General features: G+C 67.5%; 20 protein-coding genes and 1 tRNA gene. 8 read left to right on the top strand and 13 right to left on the bottom strand.

Annotated features, from left to right (window positions below; all coding sequences use genetic code 11):
• Window positions 1-9: 9 nt before the first annotated feature.
• A complete protein-coding gene (gene arfA / locus NFE57_RS02595; protein WP_252134009.1) occupies window positions 10-1,518 on the top strand; it encodes an arabinosylfuranosidase ArfA in 1,509 nt (502 codons plus the stop codon).
• Between the two features lie 46 nt (window positions 1,519-1,564).
• Entirely contained in the window at window positions 1,565-2,350 is a 786-nt protein-coding gene (locus tag NFE57_RS02590) for a FadR/GntR family transcriptional regulator (protein ID WP_252134008.1), read from the top strand.
• Between the two features lie 14 nt (window positions 2,351-2,364).
• Here NFE57_RS02590 and NFE57_RS02585 read toward each other — a convergent pair whose 3' ends face one another.
• Together NFE57_RS02585 and NFE57_RS02580 are read right to left on the bottom strand one after the other, a co-directional pair.
• Entirely contained in the window at window positions 2,365-3,420 is a 1,056-nt protein-coding gene (locus NFE57_RS02585; RefSeq protein ID WP_252134007.1) for an arabinan endo-1,5-alpha-L-arabinosidase, read from the bottom strand.
• Between the two features lie 10 nt (window positions 3,421-3,430).
• Window positions 3,431-6,229, bottom strand: coding sequence for a TonB-dependent receptor (locus tag NFE57_RS02580; RefSeq protein WP_252134276.1), 2,799 nt, complete (start codon window positions 6,227-6,229; stop codon window positions 3,431-3,433).
• Window positions 6,230-6,534: 305 nt separating this feature from the next.
• Between NFE57_RS02580 and NFE57_RS02575 the strand changes: the two genes are divergently transcribed.
• From NFE57_RS02575 to NFE57_RS02565, 3 genes are read left to right on the top strand one after another with little or no spacing between them, the layout of a single operon-like run.
• Complete coding sequence (locus tag NFE57_RS02575; protein WP_252134006.1) at window positions 6,535-8,082, top strand: alpha-N-arabinofuranosidase; 1,548 nt, start codon at window positions 6,535-6,537, stop codon at window positions 8,080-8,082.
• On the top strand, window positions 8,082-10,412 hold the full coding sequence (locus NFE57_RS02570; protein WP_252134005.1) for a glycoside hydrolase family 127 protein: 2,331 nt from the start codon (window positions 8,082-8,084) through the stop codon (window positions 10,410-10,412). The genes NFE57_RS02575 and NFE57_RS02570 overlap by 1 nt, the downstream gene beginning before the upstream one ends.
• Window positions 10,412-11,761, top strand: a complete 1,350-nt coding sequence (locus tag NFE57_RS02565; RefSeq protein ID WP_252134004.1) for a glycoside hydrolase family 27 protein — start codon at window positions 10,412-10,414, stop codon at window positions 11,759-11,761. Before NFE57_RS02570 ends, NFE57_RS02565 begins: the two co-directional genes overlap by 1 nt.
• 10 nt (window positions 11,762-11,771) lie before the next feature.
• On the opposite strand, the gene NFE57_RS02560 is transcribed toward NFE57_RS02565, so the two are convergent.
• The 6 genes from NFE57_RS02560 to NFE57_RS02535 form a co-directional block, all read right to left on the bottom strand.
• Complete coding sequence (locus NFE57_RS02560; RefSeq protein WP_252134003.1) at window positions 11,772-12,305, bottom strand: gamma carbonic anhydrase family protein; 534 nt, start codon at window positions 12,303-12,305, stop codon at window positions 11,772-11,774.
• A gap of 83 nt (window positions 12,306-12,388) precedes the next feature.
• Window positions 12,389-12,465, bottom strand: a tRNA-Arg gene (locus NFE57_RS02555).
• A gap of 34 nt (window positions 12,466-12,499) precedes the next feature.
• A complete protein-coding gene (locus NFE57_RS02550; protein WP_252134002.1) occupies window positions 12,500-12,928 on the bottom strand; it encodes a DUF1178 family protein in 429 nt (142 codons plus the stop codon).
• A complete protein-coding gene (locus NFE57_RS02545) occupies window positions 12,925-13,746 on the bottom strand; it encodes a carbon-nitrogen hydrolase family protein (protein ID WP_252134001.1) in 822 nt (273 codons plus the stop codon). The genes NFE57_RS02550 and NFE57_RS02545 overlap by 4 nt, the downstream gene beginning before the upstream one ends.
• Entirely contained in the window at window positions 13,743-14,000 is a 258-nt protein-coding gene (gene grxC / locus NFE57_RS02540; protein ID WP_252134000.1) for a glutaredoxin 3, read from the bottom strand. Before grxC ends, NFE57_RS02545 begins: the two co-directional genes overlap by 4 nt.
• Before the next feature lie 32 nt (window positions 14,001-14,032).
• Complete coding sequence (locus NFE57_RS02535; RefSeq protein WP_252133999.1) at window positions 14,033-14,758, bottom strand: ComF family protein; 726 nt, start codon at window positions 14,756-14,758, stop codon at window positions 14,033-14,035.
• Window positions 14,759-14,782: 24 nt separating this feature from the next.
• Here NFE57_RS02535 and NFE57_RS02530 point away from each other — a divergent pair, with 24 nt between their 5' ends.
• Window positions 14,783-15,655, top strand: coding sequence for a class I SAM-dependent methyltransferase (locus NFE57_RS02530; protein ID WP_286207612.1), 873 nt, complete (start codon window positions 14,783-14,785; stop codon window positions 15,653-15,655).
• Window positions 15,656-15,792: 137 nt separating this feature from the next.
• Here the strand turns inward: NFE57_RS02530 and NFE57_RS02525 are convergent, their stop codons facing one another.
• Window positions 15,793-16,209, bottom strand: a complete 417-nt coding sequence (locus tag NFE57_RS02525; RefSeq protein ID WP_252133997.1) for a (deoxy)nucleoside triphosphate pyrophosphohydrolase — start codon at window positions 16,207-16,209, stop codon at window positions 15,793-15,795.
• Window positions 16,210-16,232: 23 nt separating this feature from the next.
• On the opposite strand from NFE57_RS02525, the gene NFE57_RS02520 reads away from it, so the two are divergent.
• Together NFE57_RS02520 and NFE57_RS02515 are read left to right on the top strand one after the other, a co-directional pair.
• Entirely contained in the window at window positions 16,233-16,445 is a 213-nt protein-coding gene (locus NFE57_RS02520; protein WP_252133996.1) for a Flp family type IVb pilin, read from the top strand.
• Window positions 16,446-16,562: 117 nt separating this feature from the next.
• Window positions 16,563-16,736 carry a Flp family type IVb pilin gene (locus tag NFE57_RS02515; protein WP_252133995.1) on the top strand — a complete coding sequence of 58 codons (174 nt, stop codon included), beginning with the start codon at window positions 16,563-16,565 and terminating at the stop codon, window positions 16,734-16,736.
• Between the two features lie 70 nt (window positions 16,737-16,806).
• Here the strand turns inward: NFE57_RS02515 and NFE57_RS02510 are convergent, their stop codons facing one another.
• The 4 genes from NFE57_RS02510 to NFE57_RS02495 are packed head-to-tail and all read right to left on the bottom strand — an operon-like array spanning window position 16,807 to window position 20,605.
• On the bottom strand, window positions 16,807-17,754 hold the full coding sequence (locus NFE57_RS02510) for an acetyl-CoA carboxylase carboxyltransferase subunit alpha (RefSeq protein WP_252133994.1): 948 nt from the start codon (window positions 17,752-17,754) through the stop codon (window positions 16,807-16,809).
• A 13-nt stretch (window positions 17,755-17,767) separates the two neighbouring features.
• Window positions 17,768-18,673 (bottom strand): tyrosine-type recombinase/integrase, encoded by a 906-nt coding sequence (locus NFE57_RS02505; RefSeq protein ID WP_353653858.1) that lies wholly within the window; start codon window positions 18,671-18,673, stop codon window positions 17,768-17,770.
• On the bottom strand, window positions 18,670-20,487 hold the full coding sequence (locus NFE57_RS02500; protein WP_252133993.1) for a hypothetical protein: 1,818 nt from the start codon (window positions 20,485-20,487) through the stop codon (window positions 18,670-18,672). Before NFE57_RS02500 ends, NFE57_RS02505 begins: the two co-directional genes overlap by 4 nt.
• Entirely contained in the window at window positions 20,468-20,605 is a 138-nt protein-coding gene (locus NFE57_RS02495; RefSeq protein WP_252133992.1) for a hypothetical protein, read from the bottom strand. Before NFE57_RS02495 ends, NFE57_RS02500 begins: the two co-directional genes overlap by 20 nt.
• Window positions 20,606-20,698: the final 93 nt, after the last annotated feature.

The following is a 20,698-nucleotide window of genomic DNA, read 5'->3' as shown; positions in this document are numbered from 1 at the left end:
GATCTCGCCATGCTCTCTTCTCATGTCATCGCCGACGCTGATTTCGTGATCGCGCCGGTCGCACGGCACGTTTTCGGCAGCTTCGTCGAGCATCTCGGCCGCTGCGTCTATGGCGGCATCTACGAGCCCGGCCATGCCACCGCCGACGCCAACGGCTTCCGCGGCGACGTGCTCGCGCTGATCCGCGAACTGGGCCCCACGATCGTGCGCTATCCGGGCGGCAATTTCCTCTCGGGCTATGATTGGGAGGATGGCGTCGGCCCCAAGGACCAGCGCCCCGTCCGCCTCGATCTCGCCTGGGGCTCGACCGAGACCAACCAGTTCGGCACCAACGAATTCATGGACTGGTGCAAGGCGGCCGACATCGAGCCGATGTTCGCGGTCAACCTCGGCACGCGCGGGGCCGCCGAGGCGCAGAACTTCCTCGAATATTGCAACCATCCCGGCGGCACGCATTACGCCGATCTGCGGCGGAGCCACGGCTATGAGGCACCGCACGACATCAAATTCTGGTGCCTCGGCAACGAGATGGACGGGCCCTGGCAAACCGGCGCCAAGACGGCGGAGGAATATGGCCGCATCGCCACCGAGACCGCCAAGATGATGCGCTGGACCTCGGACGGGCTCCAGCTCGCCGCGTGCGGTTCCTCGGCGCGCACGATGCCCACTTTCGGCGCGTGGGAATATGAGGTGCTCGATCATTGTTTCGAGCAGGTCGATTACATCTCGCTCCACCAATATTTCGAGAATCACGAACATGAGGTCGATCGCTTCCTGACCGCGATCGACGATCTCGAACATTTCATCACCGAGGTGACCGCCATCGCCGACGCGGTGGCCGCCAAGCGGCGATCCCCCAAACGGATCATGCTCTCGCTCGATGAATGGAACGTCTGGTATCGTGCGCGTTCGGGTGAGCAATTGCGCGGCGTGGGCTGGCCCGAGGCGCCGCCGCTGCTCGAGGAAATCTACAATATGGAGGATGCGCTTGTCGTCGGCGGCGCGCTGCTGACGATGATCAACCACGCCGATCGCGTGAAGGCGGCGTGCCTCGCGCAGCTCGTCAACGTGATCGCGCCGATCATGACCGAGACCGGCGGCCCGGCGTGGCGGCAGACGATCTTCCATCCCTTCGCGCAAGCCTCGCGCCACGCGCGCGGCAACGCGCTGCGCTTGAAGGTCGATACCGGCACCTTCGCCGCCGGCAACCAGCAGGCCGCCCCCTTGCTCGTCACCGCGGTGGTCCACGATCCCGACACCGGCGCCGCGACGCTGTTCGCGCTCAACCGCAGCGTCGACGAGGAAATGACCCTCACCGCCGAATTGCGCAACATGGGCACGCGGCGGCTTGCCAGCGCCGAAGAACTGCACCATCGCGATCTGGAGGCGACCAATACGAAGGACGCGCCCGATCGCGTCACCCCCGTCGCCCATCCCAAGGCCGCGCTCGCAGATGGCGTGTTAACGGCCACGCTCAAGCCGCTGTCATGGAACGTCTTTACGACAATCCCGGCATGACGCGGCCACTTTGTCTCCGGGGCCGTCCACGCTAAGAGGGAGTAATATGCCGTCGCGCCGCCGCACCACCACGATCATCGACACCCCCGAGGGGCGCAAGCTGTTGCGCATCCACGGCACGATCGCGCGCGACATCGGCATCCGCATCGTCTCGGGCCGGTTCCAGCCCGGCGAGGTGCTCGACGGCGAGGTCGAGGCGAGCGACCGGTTGCGCGTCTCGCGCACCGCTTATCGTGAGGCGGTGCGCATCCTCGCCGCCAAAGGCCTCGTCGAATCGCGCCCCAAGACGGGCACGCGCGTCAGCCCGCAGGCGAAATGGCATCTGCTCGATCCCGACGTGCTGTCCTGGATCTTCGAATTCGAGCCCGGCGACGATCTGCTCGCCAGCCTGTTCGAACTGCGCAAGATCGTCGAGCCCGAGGCCGCCGCGCTCGCCGCGCAGCGCCGTACCGAGGCGCAGGTCGCGACGATGGCCGAGTCGCTCGCGGGGATGACCGAACACACGCTCGCCTCGCCCGAAGGCCGCGCCGCCGACCAGCATTTCCACGCCGCGCTGCTCGAAGCGTCGGGCAACCCCTTTCTCGTCTCGCTCACCAGCGGCGTCGGCGCGGCGGTCGCGTGGACGACGGTGTTCAAGCAGCGCCACATGCCGCTCAGCCGCGATCCGATCCCCGATCACCGCCGCGTGTTCGACGCCGTCGCCGCGGGCAATCCCAAGGCCGCGCACAAGGCGATGGCGAACCTCGTCGATATGGCGTTCCTCGATACGACGCGCGCGCTGCCGGGCGCACAAGGCGAAAAGACGTTGCCACCGCCCTCCGGCTCGTCCTGAGCCGGTAACGCCGCTCACGCCACGCTGGGCCAGCCGGCGGCGTCCCAGTCAAGCGGATTGATCCGCAGCGTCGGCACACCGTCGTGCTGCGTATCGTAGGCGTGATAGACGATGTAATCACGTTCGCCGTCCTGCAGCACCGCGCAATGGCCGGGGCCGACGAACCGGTCGCCCGCGCTGCGATCGGCGCGCAGGATCACCGTGCCGCCGCCCTTGAGCATCGATCGCCCCTCGCGATCGACATAGGGGCCGGCAACCGCCTTGGAGCGCCCGACCACGGTATAGTAAGTGCTGTTCGCGCCCCGGCAGCAGAAATCGAACGATGCGAACAGATAATAGAAATCGCCGCGGCGGATGATGAAGGGCGCCTCGATCGCATCGGGCATCGGCCGCCGGGCGATCGTGCGGGGGGTGGCGCCGCGCGGCGGTTTGCCGGTCGCCGGGTCGAGCGGCACGATCTGGAGCCCGCCCCAGAAGCTGCCGAAGGAGAGCCACGCCCGCCCCTCGGCATCGACGATATGGTTGCCGTCGATCGCGTTGTAATCGTCGCCCGGCGCCGATCGCACCACCACGCCGTCGTCGCGCCACCCGAAGGCGGGATCGGCCCGATCGAGCGTCGGGGTGGATACCAGCGCGATCGCCGAGCGGTTCTTCCCGAAGGTCGAGAGCGAATAATAAAGGTGATAGCGCCCGTCGCTGTACGAGATGTCGGGCGCCCAGATGCCGCGCGTCCCCGGCACCTCGTCCTGCGCCCAGCCGGGCAAGTCGTCGAACACGCTGCCGTGCCCGGTCCAATTGACAAGATCGGTCGAGACGCGCCACGGCAGCACCCCCGTCTCCTGCCCCAGATGCCCGGTACAGAACAGGTGATAGGTATCGCCTTCGCGGATGATGCACGGATCGTGGACCGGGCTGATCGCCCCGGTCAGCCGGTCGGCAAAACCGCCGCCGCCCACCGAACCGCCCTTCCCATCATCCGGCCGCACGCCCGCCGCCGCGCATGCCCCGGCGGCGAGCGAGCCGAGGACGAAGCCCCGCCGCCCGATCGCCGCCGGATCGATTCCCGTCACGCCCACGCCCCTAGTTGAAGCTGTACCGGACGCCGAGCGCGAAGGTCCGCGACAGCAGGGTCGAGCCGAGATTGTCGGTCGCAAACCCACCCGCGTCGCCGAACCGGTAATAGCTCTGCTGCACCTCGTTGGTCAGGTTGGTGGCGTCGAAGGTGATGCCCAGCCGTTTGGTGAGATCGAGCGTCACCTGAAGGTCGAGGCTCTTTTCGGGCACGCGCCATACGCCGATCGGGTTGGCGAACAGCCGCGCCTCGTTGTTCGACAGGAAGTTCTTGCGCCACACGTAGGAAAGCCGCACCCCCACCGGCTTGCGATCATAGGCCAGCGTGACGTTGTACGACAGATCGGACACGCCGAAGAAGGGCGACACGTCCTGCCCGATCACATTGCCGTTGATATCGACCTGCGGGATGTTCTGGGTCGAATCGAGGATGGTCATGCTGCCCTGCACGCCCAGGCCGCGCAGGATGCCCGGCAGATAATCGGGGAAATAGAGCGCCCCCAGTTCGATCCCCTTGAGCACGCCGTTCGAGGCGTTCTGCGGTCGCGTGACGAGGAAGGTATCGGTGTTGAGTCCCGTCCCCGGCACCTGCACCAGCGAGGTGATCGGCACCACCAGCCCGTCGACCTCGCGCCGGAAGAAGGTGGTATAGATCGCGCTGTCGCGATCGAAATACCATTCGAGCGAGAGATCGTAATTGGTCGATTCGGTCGAGCGCAGATTGGGGTTGCCCGCCGAGCCCGAACCGTAGCCGACCTGCGTCAGATCGCCGGTCAGGTTGAAGTTGGAATTGAGATCGCCGAACGCCGGGCGCCTGAGCGTCTTGCCGTAATTGAACCGCAGCCGCAGCTTGTCGGTGACGTCGAAGATCGCGGTCGCGCTCGGCAGGAATTTCCAGGTGCCCGACGATCCCCTTGTCGTGACCAGCGAATAGCGATCGGTAAAGGTCACGTCGGTATCGACATCGGTATAGCGCAGCCCGGCCTGCAACCGCAGCGGCCGCCCGAAGATCGTCAGCTCGCCATCGGCCTGGATATAGGCCGACATCGTGATCTCGTTGATGTCGAACACCCGCGTCATCGTGAGCTGGTCGCTGAGCAGGATGCCGGGATCGACCGTCGAGCGATAGAGTTCGCGAATCTCGTCGGCATGGGCAAGGTTGTAATAGCCGTTCGCGACCACCCACGACGTCGGAACATCGGCGCGGCCGTTGAAGAACCCATGGCTCAAATATTGTGCGCCTTCGGGCAGCGAAGTGAACGGCACATTGAGCGCGGGCGCATCCTGCCCGCGCACCGAGGACGCAGCCTTGCGATTGTCGTAGCGGATGCCCGCCTTGACCTGCCGCAGGAAGCCGCCGTCGAAATCCTTCTTGCCGTCGAGCCGGAAGGTCCAGGCCGATCCGCTCGATTTGTCGGCATTGTCGTAAAGCTCGCCGACCGTCCACACGCTCGGATCGGCAAGCAGCGAATTATCCGAGAAATTGTATGACGGGTAACCGTTGCCGGTGTTGAAATCGACCATGATCTGCGGCGCGACGCGGGTGGTGCGCATCGCGAAGAATTGCGACTGGTTCTTGCTGTCCTGATACGAAAGATCGGCGGTGATCTGCGCGCTGTCGCCCACCTCCCATTGGCCGTTGAGCGCATAGACGAAACTGTCGGTCTTGCTCTTGGTGATGTCGCCGCTGTTGAACCCGAACACATCGCCGACGGTGCGCGTCTTGATGATGTTGGTGCCGGGATAAAGCGAAATCGTATCGGCCGGGTTGGGGCCGAGGCTGCCCCACCAGTCGACGAAGCTGAAGAACAGGTTGTTGAAGGTCGTCTGGCGGAACCCGGTCCAGAAGAATTCAGCCGTATAGACCGAACTCGAATTGGGCGACCATTGCAGCGCCGCGTTGACCGAGGGCCGCTTGCGATCGCCGCGCACGTCGGGACTGAACACCGCGTCGCGGGCGAGATAATAAGGCGTATCGATACCGTTGAGGACGAAGGTCGACCCTTCGGCGGTCGGAAGGCCGCGATCGAGCCCCGGCTGCCAGGCCCCGGTATCGGGAAAAACGCGCTGAAGCGGGGTAAAGCCCGTGCCCGCCGGTGGATTCTCGGTCACGAACGGCACCAGCGCGCCTGCGGTGATGCTCATGTCGCGATATTTGGTGCGGGCGTAGCTGCCGTTCACCATCAGGCCGATATCGCCGATCCCGGTTTCCCACCGGTCGCTGACGAGCAGGCTGACGTTCGGGTTCAGCGTATCCGATGTCTCGTTATAGATCCCGCGCGCGGAGGCGGAGAGCGCGAAGCCGTCGAAATCGAGCGGGCGGCGCGTCTGCACGTCGATCTGCCCGGCAAGCCCGGTCTCGATCTGGTCGGCCGCGCGCGTCTTGTAGACATCGATCCGCTTGACGAGCGTCGCGGCGATATCCTGAAGCGCGAACGAGCGCCCCGCCGCGGTGAAAATCTCACGGCCGTTCATCGTCGTCAGTGGATCGGGCAGGCCGCGGATCGACAGCGTTCCGGTTTCGCCGCCGCCACGGTTGGTCACCTGAACCCCGGACAGCCGCTGGAGCGCCTCGACGACGTTATTGTCGGGCAGCTTGCCGACGTCCTCGGCAACCACCGATTCGACCACTTGGGTCGAATCGCGTTTGACCTCGAGTGCCTGGATCATGCTGGCACGAACACCGGTGACGACGATCTCCCCGTCGTCATCTTGTCCGTTGTCGACGGCGGTCTGCGCGAACGCCGGGCTGGCAGCAGCCAGACCGATCAACGACGCCGAACACAGAATTGCGAGCTTCGCGGCCATTTTCACGTCCCCTCTCCCCCAATCCGAGCGGTTCGCCGGCCTCGTGCCGGTCTCCCGCCCGATTATTAACTCAGACAATTCATTAGGCTGATGACCGGTAGCGCGCAAGCGCCAGAACATATTTCTCAGACAAAAACCGACAGGTGTTGCCGGAAATCCACGACAGCGCTCCATACCGACGATTCCGGGAGCGCTATCATGGCCGGCACGAAGCGATTGACGTATCGTGCCAGCATTATATGTCTGAGTTAATAGAGCCGCTCGACACACGGGTGGACGAAAACCTTGTTTAGGGGAGCAGATCGATGAAGATGTGGACACGCGCCGCGCTGTTGGCCGCCGCGACAATGGTGGCGATGCCGGCGATGGCGCAGCAACCCGCGCAGGTTTCGGTCGCGATCGACCTCGATTCGCCCGGCGCCAGGATCGAGCCCGCGATCCAGGGCCAGTTCGCCGAGGATCTCGGCCGCGGACTTTACGACGGCATCTGGGTCGGCGTTGGTTCGAAAATCCCCAACACCAACGGCTATCGCAGCGACGTGATGGCCGCGCTCGAAAAGCTGCGTATCCCGGTCATCCGCTGGCCCGGCGGCTGCTTCGCCGATCAATATGACTGGCGCGACGGCATCGGCCCGCGCGAGAAGCGCCCGGTGCGGATCAACTATACCTGGGGCGGCGTCACCTACGACAACAGCTTCGGCACCAACGAATTCATGAACTATACCGAGCAGCTCGGCGCCGACGCGTATATCGCGGGCAACATGGGCTCGATGCCGCCGCGCGCCACCCAGCAGTGGATCGAATATATGACCGCCAGCGGCAATTCGACGATCGCGCAGGAACGGCGCGCCAACGGGCGCGACAAGCCGTGGACCAATCTCAAATATTTCGGCGTCGGCAACGAAACCTGGGGCTGCGGCGGCAACATGACGGCCGAACACGCCGCCAACGAGCATCGTCGCTATGCGACCTTCGTCTGGAAGCCGGTGGAAGCCAAGCCGATCATCAAGGTCGCCTCGGGCGCGAATGTCGACGATTACCACTGGACCGAGGTGTTCATGCGCGATGCCGGGCGCATGATGGATGCGCTCAGCCTGCATTATTACACTTTCCCCGGATCATGGGAGAACAAGGGCCCCGCCACCGGCTTCAACAAGGATGCCTGGGCGTCGACACTCGTCAACGCGCTACGGATGGACGAACTGGTCACCAAACATTCGGCGATCATGGACAAATACGATCCCGACAAGCGCGTCGCGCTCTATGTCGACGAATGGGGCACCTGGTACGATCAGGAACCCGGCTCGCACCCCGGCTTCCTCTACCAGCAGAACAGCCTGCGCGATGCCGAGGTCGCGGCGCTGACGCTCAACATCTTCCACCGCCATACCGATCGGGTGAAGCTCGCCGCGATCGCGCAGATGGTGAACGTCCTCCAGGCGATGATCCTGACCGAGGGCGATCGGATGCTGCTGACGCCGACCTATCATGTGTTCGACATGTACGTGCCGTTCCAGGGCGCGACACCCTACCCCGCCACGGTCGAAGGCCCGCGCTACAAGCAGGGCGACCATGATCTGCCGATGGTCGACGTCTCCGCCGCCAAGGGCACCGACGGCAAGCTGTATCTGTCGCTCGTCAACCTCGATCCCGATCGTCCCGCCCGCGTGACGACCCGACTCACCGGCACCGCCACGGGGCGCATCCTCACCGGTCCTGCGATCGACACGCACAACACGTTCGATGCGCCGAACACGATCCATCCGGTCGCCTATTCGGGCAAGAGCGCGGGCGGCAAGCTGGTGTTCGACCTGCCGGCCAAGTCGGTCGCGGTGGTCGCGGTCACCAAGTGATGCTGTCGCGGCGCGCTTTCCTGGCGTCGGCGAGCGTGATCGCGCTCGCCGGCCCGGTGGCGGCGCGCGCGGCGGTGGCGGGCCCGCGCATCCGCGTCGAGCCCGTCCCGCTCGACGCGGTGCGGCTCGGCCCCTCGCCGTTCCGCGACGCGGTCGAGAAGAATCACGACTTCCTGCTGTCGCTCGACCCCGACCGGCTGCTCCACAACTTCCGGGCAAGCGCCGGGCTGCCCACCAAGGCGCCGGTCTATGGCGGCTGGGAAGCGCGCGGCATCGCGGGCCATTCGCTCGGCCATTATCTCTCGGCCTGCTCGCTGATGCACGCCCAGACCGGCGATGCGGCGGTGCGCGATCGCATCACGTACATCGTCGCCGATCTCGCCGAATGCCAGCGCGCGCATGGCGACGGCTATATCGGCGGCACCACGGTCGAGCGCGACGGCAAGGTGGCCGACGGCAAGATCGTGTTCGAGGAAATCCGCCGCCACATCATCCGCACCGGCGGGTTCGACATCAACGGCGGCTGGGTGCCGCTCTACACCTGGCACAAGGTCCATGCCGGGCTGATCGACGCGTATCGGATCGGCCACGTCGAGGCGGCGCTGCCGGTGATGCTCGGCATGGCGGGCTATCTCGCGACGATCCTCGAGGGCCTCGACGATGCCGAGATGCAGAAATTGCTCGCGGCCGAATATGGCGGCTTGAACGAAAGCTACGCCGATACCTTCGCGATCACCGGCGATCCGCGCTGGCTCCGGCTCGCCGAGCGCCTCCACGATCGCAAGATCCTCGATCCGCTCGCCGCCGGGCGCGACCAGCTCGCCGGGCTCCACGCCAACACGCAGATTCCCAAGCTGATCGGCCTTGCCCGGCTCTACGAACTGACCGGCAATCGCGACCACCAGACCGCCGCGCGCTTCTTTCGCGATAGCGTAGTCCGCCACCACAGCTACGTCATCGGCGGTAATTCGGAGCGCGAGCATTTTGGCCCGCCCAACAAGATCGCCCCTTTCATCACCGAACGCACCTGTGAAGCGTGCAACAGCTACAACATGCTCAAGCTGACGCGGCATGTGTACGGCTGGAGCCCCGACGCCGCGCTGTTCGATTATTACGAGCGCGTCCACCTCAACCACATCCTTGCGCACCAGCACCCGGTCACCGGCATGTTCGCTTATTTCATGCCGCTCTCGGCGGGCGCGCGGCGTACCTGGTCGACCCGCGACGACAGTTTCTGGTGCTGCGTCGGCTCGGGGATGGAGAGCCATGCCAAGCACGGCGATTCGATCTACTGGCACGATGCGCGCACGCTCTACGTCAATTTGTTCATCGCCTCGACGCTCGATTGGGACGGCTGGAAACTCGATCTCGCGACGCGCTTCCCGTTCGAGGACAGGGTAACGCTCACCGTGGTGGCGCCCGGCAAGACCCGCGATCTCGCGCTCCGCCTCCCCGGCTGGGCCGCCTCCCCGAGCATCGCGATCAACGATACGCCCGTCGCAATCACGCGCCGCGATGGTTACGCTTTGCTCCGCCGCCGCTGGCGCGCGGGCGATCGGATCACGCTGACGCTGCCGATGACGCTCAAGGCCGAGCCGACCCCCGACGATCCCAACCTGGTCGCCTATACCCACGGCCCCGTCGTGCTCGCCGCCGATCTCGGCCCCGTCGACCAGCCTTTCGATCAGCTCCCGCCCACGCTCGTCGCTGCCGATGCGGGGGCCGCGCTGACGCCGGTGGACGCCGCCGCCCATCGGTTCCGCATGGCAGCCGCCCGGCCTCAAGCCACCACGCTCGTCCCCTTCTTCGCGCAATATGATCGCCGCACCGCGGTCTATTTCCCGATCTTCACCGCCGAGCGCTGGGCGACCGAGGAAGCCGCGTTCGTCGCCGCGCAGCGCGACGCCGCGGCGCTGGCGACGCGCACCGTCGATGTCATCCAGTTGGGCGAACAGCAGCCCGAACAGGATCACGGCTTCGCCACCAACCAGAGCGACCTGCTCTCATGGGGCGGCCGTGCCGGGCGGCAGGCATGGTGGGGCGTCGGCAATTATCTCGAATTCGATCTCGCCGTGCGCCCCGGCGCGATGGCGTTGCAGGCGCTCTATTGGGGCGAGGAAACCAACAAGGATTTCGTGATCCTGATCGACGGCATCAGAATCGCCGAAGAACGCCGCGCCGGGCCGCCGTCAAAGGCATTCGTCTCGCGCGATTACCCGATTCCGGCCGATCTCACGCGCGGCAAGGCCAGAGTCCGCGTCCGGTTCGAGACCCGCGGCACCGACGCGCCCGTCTATGAGGTCCGCATGATCGACACGGAAACACGCTGATGCCCGGCTGGACACGGCGCGCCACGCTCGCGGGGCTTGCCGCCGCCAGCGCGCTGCCACCCGCCTTCGCCCGCGCCGCCGCCGCGCGCGATTTCCACGACCTCGCGCCGCGCCCGCCGATGGGCTGGAACAGCTGGGACAGCTTCGCCGCGACGATCACCGAAGCACAGGCGCGCGCCAATGCCGCGATCATGGCGCAAAAGCTGCTGCCGGCGGGCTACGACATCTTCACGGTCGACATCCAATGGTACGAACCCGGCGCGACCGGGTTCGACTATCGGGTCGGCGTCGAACTGGCGATGGACGGCCACGGCCGCCTGCTCCCCGCCCCCAACCGCTTTCCGTCGGCAGCCGACGGCGCGGGTTTCCGCCCGCTTGCCGATATGGCGCACGCGCTGGGGCTGCGCTTCGGCATCCACCTGATGCGCGGCGTGCCCCGGCTCGCGGCCGACCGCGACCTGCCGATCGAGGGCACGGCCTATCGCTGCGGCGCCATCGCCGATCGCGTCAACATCTGCCCTTGGAATTCGGACATGTACGGCGTCGACATGAGCAAACCCGGCGCGCAGGATTATTACGACAGCGTGTTCAGGCTGATCGCGTCATGGGGCGTCGATTTCGTCAAGGTCGACGATATCAGCCGCCCCTATCACCGCAACCAGCCCGAGATCGAGGCCGTGCGCCGCGCGATCGACGCGTCGGGCCGCCCGATGGTGCTCAGCCTGTCGCCGGGCGAAACGCCGCTCTCGGCCGCCGATCATGTCGCGGGCCACGCCAATATGTGGCGGATCAGCGACGATTTCTGGGACGAATGGCCGCTGCTCCTCGCCCAGTTCGCGCGGCTCGCCAATTGGGCGCCGCACCGCCGCCCAGGTGCGTGGCCCGACGCCGATATGCTCCCGCTCGGGCTGCTCGCCCTGGGGGAGCGCCACACGCGCTTTTCGCCCGACGAACAGCGCACGATGATGACCCTGTGGGCGATCGCCCGCTCACCGCTGATCATGGGCGGCGATCTGCGCGCGCTCGATCCCGCCACGCTGGCGCTGCTCACCAACTCTGAGGTGATCGCGGTCAATCAGGCCAGCGACGGCGGCCGCCAGTTGTTCCGCGACGGCGATCGCGTCGGCTGGGCCGCGCGCGATCCCGGACCAGGCGACACCTATCTCGCGCTGTTCAACCTCGGCGATTCCCCTACGCAGGTTTCGACGCCACTCGCCGCGCTCGGGCTGGACGACGGCGCGGCGGTACGCGACCTGTGGGCCAGAGCGCCGCTCGGAGCGGCCCGGCACCAATTCGGCGCCACGCTGCCGCCCCATGGCGCGGGGCTTTACCGTCTCAGCGCCGCGTAAACCGCGTGGCTCAGGTATCGACCCGCCGCAGATTCTGCGCGAAATGCCGTTGGCGCGTCACATAATGCTGTGCCGAGGCCTTGAGCCCGGCGATCATCTCGGGCTTCAACTGGCGCACCGCGCGCGCGGGCGCGCCGACGATCAGGCTGCCGGCGGGGAAGCTCTTGCCCTCGGTCACCAGCGCGCCCGCGCCGATCAGGCAATCGTCGCCGATCGTCGCGCCGTTGAGAATCGTCGCGCCCATCCCCACCAGCACGCGATCGCCGATCGTGCAGCCGTGCAGGATCGCATGGTGGCCGATCGTGCAATCCTCGCCCAAAGTCAGCGGAAAGCCGGGGTCCGAATGGAGCATCGCCCCTTCCTGCACATTGGTGCGATCGCCGAGCACGATCGCGGTATTGTCCGCGCGAATGACCGCCCCGAACCAGATCCCGACCTCGCGCCCCACCTGCACATCGCCGATCAGATCCGCCGACGGCGCGACCCATCCCGACCTATCGGCGGGAAGCTGCGGCGCCTTGGCATCGATTTCATAAAGCGGCATCGGGACCCTCCTCGTGCGAGGCAATCGCGTATAGACGGCAAGTGACGCCGCAACCAATCGCCGACGCGCTTATTCCCGAAAACTGGTGCCCCCGAGAGGACTCGAACCTCTGGCCTGCGGTTTAGGAAACCGTCGCTCTATCCTGCTGAGCTACGGGGGCGCGGCGGGTTTGGTAGTCGCGCGCGCAGATGGGGTCAATTGCGCGCGCGCGGCGGCACGATCGGGAAAGGCAACGGCGCGACGGCGACCCCGTCCTCCGCCAGCGCCTTGGCCTCGGCCAGCGTCGCCTGGCCGTGGATCGTCGTCGTTTCTTCCTCGCCATCGTGCATCGCACGGGCGCGATTGGCGAACGACCGCCCCACCCATTCCGAGCCCTCGAGCGCCTTTTCCTGCGCGGCTGCCAGCGCGGCCAGCGCGGCCTTGACCGCGGCGGGCGGGGCGCCGCTATCGCGATTGCCCTTGGCGCCGACATTGGGCGCCATCACGGCCTTTTCCACGCCGTCATCGCCGCAGATCGGGCACGCCACCAGATCGCGCGCGCGCTGATCGTCATAATCGGCGGACGAGCCGAACCATGCCTCGAAAACGTGCCCGGCCGTACAGCGGAGATCATAAACGATCATGCCCGTGCCACCTCGGGAATCGCGCGACGGTGTGCCAGCACCGGGATGCGCGCCCGCACCGCCTCGATCGCACCCGGATCGACCTCGACCATGCCGAGCCCCGCCGCCTCGCCCATATCGAGCAGCACCTCGCCCCACGGATCGATCACCAGCGAATGGCCATAGGTCGCGCGACCGTCCGCATGGATGCCGGTCTGCGCGGCGGCGACGACATAGGCCGCCGATTCGATCGCCCGCGCGCGCAGCAGGATATGCCAATGCGCCGCCCCGGTCGGACGCGTGAACGCCGCCGGCACCGCGAGCACGCGCGCGCCGGCCGCGCTGAGCGCCTGAAACAGCGCGGGGAACCGCAGATCATAGCAAATCGACAGCCCGAGCGGCCCGGCCGGCGTATCGGCCACCACCGCCGTCTCGCCGCCCGCAAACGCCGCCGATTCGCGCCAGCTCTCGCCGGTCGGAAGGTCAACATCGAACAGATGGAGTTTGTCGTACCGCGCGCGGATCACGCCGCTGTCATCGATCACGAAGCCGCGATTGGCGAGCCGCCCGTCGTCGCGCCGGAGCGCGAGCGAGCCCAGATGCACCCACAGTCCGTGCCGCGCCGCCGCCTCACGCACCGCCGCGAGCACGCGATCGTCCGCTTCGGTCGCGATCTGCGCCGCGCCGCGCGCGCGATCGCGATCGAGCAGCCCCGACATTTCGGGGGTGAACAGCATCGCCGCGCCCGCGCCCGCCGCTTCCGCGATCGCCGCGACGATCGTCCGGGCATTGGCGGCGGGATCGATCCCGCTCGTCATCTGGAGCAGCGCGAGCTTCATCGGCCGAGCAATGCGTCAAGCCGCCCGGCACGCTCGGCCTCGGCGAGATCGTCCGAACCGCCGATATGCGCACCGTCGATGAAAATCTGCGGCACGGTCATCCGGCCACCCGCGCGCTCGATCATTTCGGCGCGCTTCGGCCCACCCATCGTGATGTCGGTTTCCTCATAGGCGACGCCCTTGTCGCCGAGCAGCCGCTTGGCGCGCGCGCAATAGCCGCAGAATGCCTTGGTGTAGATTTCGACCTTTGCCATAGCGTCCGAGGTGTGGCGCCGCCCGCCACTTGTCAATCGTGCGGCTCGCCAGCGAGCACGCGCGCCCAGCATAAAACCGTGATCCGCGCCGCCCCTGCCCTGCGCAGCACGCGCGTGCAGGCATCGGCAGTCGCACCGCTGGTATGCACATCGTCGATCAGGACGACACGCTTGCCGCGCAGCACCGCGGCTCCGCGTCGGCTGATCGCGAACGCCCCCGCCACCGTCCGCGCGCGATCGCGTGGCCCGAGCCCGCGCAGCGGCGGGGTCCGGCGACGGCGTACGAGCACGGTCGGATCGTGCGCGATCCCGCTCGATTTCGACAGCGCCGCGGCGATCAACGCCGCCTGATTGAAGCCGCGCGACCATATTCGCCAACGATGGAGCGGCACCGGCACGAGCAGATCGGCGTCGACCGGCAACAGCCGCGTCATCGGCCGCGCGACCGTCTCGGCAAGCGCGGCACGCCCGCCATATTTGAGCCGCAGCACAACCCGGCGCGCGATCGCACCATAAGCGACCGCGGCACGCGCCCCGTCATGCCGTGGCGGGCGCTCAAGGCACGGGCCGCAGCGCGCCTCCTCGCCGCGATCGAACGCGAACGGCTCGCCACACGAGGCGCACCACGGCGGACCGAGGAACCGGAGCTTGCCCCAGCAGGCCCCGCAAAAGCGGTGATCGGCCTCGGTAACCGCGCCGCAACCGGGGCATCGCGAGGGCAAGGCCCAGCGCATCCCCCCGCCGATTGCAGCTCTCATTGCCTTCACGAACCCCATACCCCCTTGTCGCCAAAGCCTTGCAGCGGCACAAGCGCCACCGTGGATGACCAATCCGACATTTTCGACCGTCACCGCCGCCGCCTGCGGCGCGATCGGGCCGCCCCGCATTTCGCCGCTTATGATTTCGTGCGCGCGCAGATGCTCGACGGCATTGCCGAGCGGCTCGCCTCGGTGAAGCGGCATTTCGACGATGTGCTGGAGATCGGCTGTTTCGATGGCGGCTTCACGCCCGCTCATGCCCGGCGGATCGTCCGCATCGATGCCGGCCACCGCTTCGCCGCCGCCGCCGGCGGTGTCCAGGCCGATGAGGATCATCTGCCGATCGCCGATGCGAGCGTCGATCTGGTGATCTCGGCGGGGGTGTTCGACACCGTCAACGACGTGCCCGGCGCGCTTACGCTGGCCCGGCGCGCGCTCCGGCCGGATGGCCTGTTCCTCGGCGCGTTTCTCGGCGGCGATAGCCTCTCGACACTGCGCGGCGTGTTGCTCGAGGCCGAAGCGGCCCGCCCGGCGGCGCGAACGCATCCACGCATCGACGTGCGCTCGGCGGGCGACCTGCTGGTCCGCGCAGGTTTCGCGCTCCCGGTGGCCGACACCGAGACGCTGACGGTGCGCTACCGCGACCTGTTCGGGCTGCTGCGCGACCTGCGCGGCATGGCGGCGACCAGCCTGCTGCCCGATCCGACCGCGCTCAGCCGTGACACGCTCGCGCGCGCCGCCGCGCTGTTTGCCGAGCGCGCCGATGCCGACGGCCGCACCGCCGAACGATTCGAGATCATCGCGCTGACCGGCTGGGCGCCCGCGCCGTCGCAACCCAAGCCCGCGCGGCGCGGCAGCGCCACCGCCTCGCTCGCCGCCGCGCTCAAGCCGCGCTGACCGGAGACCCCGTTTTGTCCGTTCGCCCTGAGCTCGTCGAAGGGTCGCGCTTTCTTTCGACGCCGGAGCAGAAGAAGAACGGTGCTTCGACAGGCTCAGCACGAACGGTTTGGGGGCTTGGGTTCAGGGGCGGCGCTCTACGCTCTGCGCGCCAGCGGATCGATCAGCGCCACGTCGACGGGCGGCATCGGCAAGGCGCGCAGTGCGTCGATCCCGCACCACCGCAGCGCGACCGCGTCGAGCGGCCGAGGCTCACCCGTCCACACCCGGCCCGCGAACAACAGCAGCACCAGCGATCGTCCAACCGCCTCGCCCGTCGCGAACGAAACCGGCGCCAGCGCCGCGGGGTCGAGCCCGATCCCCAGCTCCTCGCCAAGTTCGCGCGCCAGCGCCGCTTCGGGGCGCTCCCCCGGCTCGACCTTGCCCCCCGGAAACTCCCACAGCCCGGCGTGAGATTTGCCCGGCGGGCGCTGCTGCACCAGAACGCGCCCCTCCGCATCGATCAGCGCCGCGGCGACGACGAGCAGCGGCGGACCCAGCCCGGCTTTGTTCATTTGTTAACCCTCCCGTTCTAGGCATGGCGCTCGACGTCCTAGAGAACGGGGCCGCGATGCTGCGTTTCGCCTGCAAGCTCTACCGGAACCGCAAGGGCGGCGCCGCCATCGAATATGGCTTCATGTGCGCGCTCATCGTCCTGGCAATGATGGTCGCGCTCACCCAGTTGGCCGATGTCACCACGAATTTGTGGAACACGGTGGACAAGAACGTGGCGACCCACGGCAAGAGTTGATCGCCCCGGCCCGCGTTTAGAAATTGTCAATAACCTCCTCCTAAACCCTTCTGTGCTGGTCCGGATTTTCCGGTTCGGCCGGGTGACTGAACGTTTGGAACCATTGGAGATCGGATCATGAAGACGATTCGCAAGTTTTTCTCGGACAAGAAGGGCGCAACCGCCATCGAATACGGCCTGATCGCCGCGCTGATCGCGGTTGCCGCGATTGCTGCGATGACCGGCCTGGGCAAGCAGCTCGGCAACACCTTCAACGAAGTGCAGACCGCGATGGTCACGAACAACTCGTAACCGATCGCGTCGTCATTCGACACGTCCGGGGCGGCGGAGCGAAAGCTTTGCCGCCCTTTTCGTTGTGCTTTTAGAGTCGGCCGATCGCGAGGAATTTGGCGCGGCGATCGTCACGCAGCCCGCGCGCGTCCATCCCGACCAAGTCGCCCAGCGCGCCGTCGATCGCATCGCCCAGCGCACCGATCGCCGCCTGCGGCTCGCGATGCGCGCCCCCCAGCGGTTCGGGGACGATCGTATCGATCACGCCCAGGCTTTTGAGATCCTGCGCGGTCACCTTCATCGCCTCGGCCGCTTCGGCCGCCTTGTCGCTCGTCCGCCACAGGATCGAGGCGCAGCCTTCGGGCGAGATCACCGAATAGACCGCGTGTTCGAACATCAGCACGCGATTGCCCGTCGCCAGCGCGACCGCACCGCCCGATCCGCCCTCGCCAAGGATCGACGCGACCATCGGCACGCCCAGCGCGAGGCATTGCTCGGTCGCGCGCGCAATTGCCTCGGCCTGCCCGCGCTCCTCGGCCTGCACGCCGGGAAACGCGCCCGAGGTATCGACCAGCGTCACCACCGGCAGCCCGAACCGGTCGGCAAGCTGCATCAGGCGGATCGCCTTGCGATAGCCCTCGGGCTTGCCCATGCCGAAATTGTGCCGGAGCCGGCTCGCGGTATCGGCGCCCTTCTCATGGCCGATCACCATCACCTTGCGCCCGCGGAAGGTCGCGAAGCCGCCGAGGATCGCCTGATCGTCGCCAAATGCGCGGTCGCCCGCCAGCGGCAGGAAATCGTCGAACAGCCCTTCGATATAATGCCCGAAATGCGGCCGTTCGGGGTGCCGCGCGACCTGCGTCTTCTGCCACGGCGTCAGCCGGGCATAGGTGTCGCGCAACAGCTTGTCCGATTTGGTCTGGAGCCGCGCCACGTCGGCGCTGATATCCAGCGTACCGTCCTTGGCGGTCTCACGCAGTTCATCGATCCGGCCCTGAAGCTCGGCGATCGGTTTTTCGAAGTCGAGAAAGCTTGCCATCAGGAGGGCTCGGTTAAGCGTGCCAGCGGCTCGCGTCAACGAGCGGGTGGCGTTGGTTGACGAGGTCGACCAGCCGCCGGGCGTCGACATGCGTGTAGATTTCGGTGGTCGCGATGTCGGCATGGCCCAGCATCGCCTGCAACGCGCGCAGATCCGCGCCGCCTTCGAGCAGGTGCGTGGCGAAGGCGTGGCGCAGCACGTGCGGGCTGACGCGATCGGGCGGCACGCCGGCCTCGGCGGCAAGCGCCTTCATCAACTGATGCAGCCGGATGCGCGACAAATGTCCCTTGCCCGAGGGAAACAGCCACGGCCGGCCGGGTGCCACATGCTCGCGCCATGCCCCTACGGCAGCGCGTGCGCGATCGGAGATCGGCACCATCCGCTCGCGCTCGCCCTTGCCCTTGAGGATCAGGAACGGGCGATCGGGCGCGATCGCGTTGCGCGGCAGCGACACCAGTTCGGTCGCGCGCAGCCCCGAGCCATAGAGCAGTTCGACCAGCGCAGCGAGCCGGAGATCGTTCGCCCCCGGCCGATCGCACGCCAGCCGCGCCGCGATCCACGCGAACAGCCGATCGACATCGGCGTGCGACAGCGTCTTGGGGAGCGCCCGCGCGGTCCCCGGTCGCGGCAAGGCGCCCCCCGGATCGTCGCCGCGCATCCCTTCATCGGCCAGAAAGGCATAGAACCGCCTGAGCGCCGCCGATTTGCGCGCCACCGTCGAGCGCGCGAGCGGCGCCCAGCTATCGCCAAGCCGCGCGAGATCGGCGTCGCCCGCCGTGGCGAGCGCGCCGCCAAGCGCGATCGACGCCAGATCGAGATCGCTGCGATACGCCGCGAGCGTGTTGGCGGCCGCCCCGGCTTCGGCGGCCATCATCTCAAGGAAGCGCTCGATCAGCGCGCGGTCCCCGCCGCCGGTCACACCCGGCCGACCGCCTCGGCCGCGATCATCCGCGCATAGCCTTCGAGCCCCGTGGCGCGCAGCGATGCGACGATGTGATAAAGGTTTTCGGGCGGCACCCCGCGCCAGTCGCGGGCCTGCATCCCGATCGCCGCGAGCAGCATCACCGTCGCGGGCTGGTTTTGCGCCGCGGCGGCGTCGATCGCCCGGGTCCACGCATTGATCGCCCCGATCCGCAGATCGAGCGCCTTGGCCGCGCGCTCCGCATCATTGGCCGACATCCGCCCGAGCCCGGCGGCCCCGGCCAGAAACAGCCGCGCGCGGGTGTGCGACGGATCGTCGCGGTCGCGCACCGCATCGACATCGCCATAATCGATCCGCCCACCCGGCGCTGGATTGGCAAGCGCCAACATCGCCCAGCCGGCCGTGCCGCGCGCGACGTGCGGCTGCCAGCGCATTGCCGCGCGATCGAGCCCGGCGGTCAGCATCGAGGCGATGATCGTATCGGCCTCCGCGGTGTCGTTGGCGGGCGTCACATAACCCGCCGCGCGCGCGGTCATCACCAGCCGCCCATAGCGATCGAGCGGATTGTCGCCCGCATTCCAGAGCGCGCGCAACGCCGACAGGCGATCGGCGCGATCCTGATCGACATAAGCGCCGCGCAGGTCGCTCGCGACCGCCGTCGCGGCCGATCCGCTATCCTCGCCCGCGGCGATCGCGCCGAACAGATCGACCAATGCGACGTTCGACAGCACGCCGCGCGCCGCCGCCTGCTGCGCGGGCAGCGCCCGCGCGCTCGGGGCCAGCATCGGCGCGGTCGCGCGCCAGCCGGTCACCCACGGCGCGACCGTGGCGTACAGCGCGTCGGGAATCTCCTCCCCGGTCGCCATCGCCAGCCCATAGCGCCACGCGGTAAGCTGGTTGACCCCGGTCCACTCGATCGTCACCGCCCCCTGCCGCGAGGCGGCGCCGAGCACTTTCTGCGCGAGATGAAGGTCGATTCCCGTAGCGATGCGATTGCGCCGGATCGTCGCCATCGCCGCGTCGGCCTGCTCGGTCTGGCCACCGAGCGCGGCACACATCGCCCGCGCCAGCGCCCAGCCCGCCGTCCGATCGTCATAGCGATCGATCACCTCGCCGAGCGGACACAGCCCCGCCGGATCGCCCGTCGCCAGCGCGACCTGCATCGCCACCTGAAGCAGCTTGGGGGTATAATTTTCGGTGTCGACGTCCTGGATCAGCGACCGTGCGACCACGGGTTCCCCCAGCCGCAGCAACAGCCAGGCACGCTCGGCGGCAAAATCGGCACCGTTGACGTGCACGGGCGTATCGAGCCCCGAGGCGAGCGTGCGCCGCAACCCGATGTGCAGCCAACGCGACGGCAGCGGCGTATCGAGCCGCCGCATCAATTTCTGGAGGACGCGTCCATCGGCCTTGCCGAACGCATCGACGCGCAGCCCCCCGCCGGTGCTCGCCCCAACCCGCGCCAGCGAATGGCGCGCGAACGCGGGCAATGTGTAACGCGCGAGCACCGACGCCTGATCGGGGGTTTCGGTGGGGCTCGGCGATGGCGATGGCGATGGCGATGGCGCGGGCGTGGCCGTCGTGCCGGGGCGCTCGAGATCGGGCAGCACGAGCCGCGGCGAGGCGCTGGCGGCGGGCCGGGGCGTCGCGCGCGGGGTTGGTGTCGGGGTCGGGGCCGGCGCGGGCGTGGGGTCGCCAAAGCCCGGCGGCAGGATCGATTCGGGCTTGTCCTGGCTCAACGCCGGGATCGACGCTCCTGCCAGCAACAGCGCGATCGCGCCAAGCGCGACGTCAGCTCGACAGATTCTCAAGCGCCACGGCCTTTTCGACTTGAACCGGGGTCTGCTCGGTATCGCGACCGGCCAGAAAGAACAGCCCGCCAACGACGACGACCAGGATGAGCAGGAGAATCACTAGCGAACGAGACATGGCAACCCTTGTACGAAGCGAAAGATCGACGGCCAACGCGATTGAGCCGAACCGTCTTTTGCCCGAGCGAGGGGCACGCTGTATAGCCCCGGC

Origin of the sequence: Hephaestia sp. MAHUQ-44 (genome assembly GCF_023806085.1) — a bacterium.
Classification (GTDB): domain Bacteria; phylum Pseudomonadota; class Alphaproteobacteria; order Sphingomonadales; family Sphingomonadaceae; genus Sphingomonas.
This window is presented reverse-complemented; position numbering and strand designations above follow the sequence as displayed.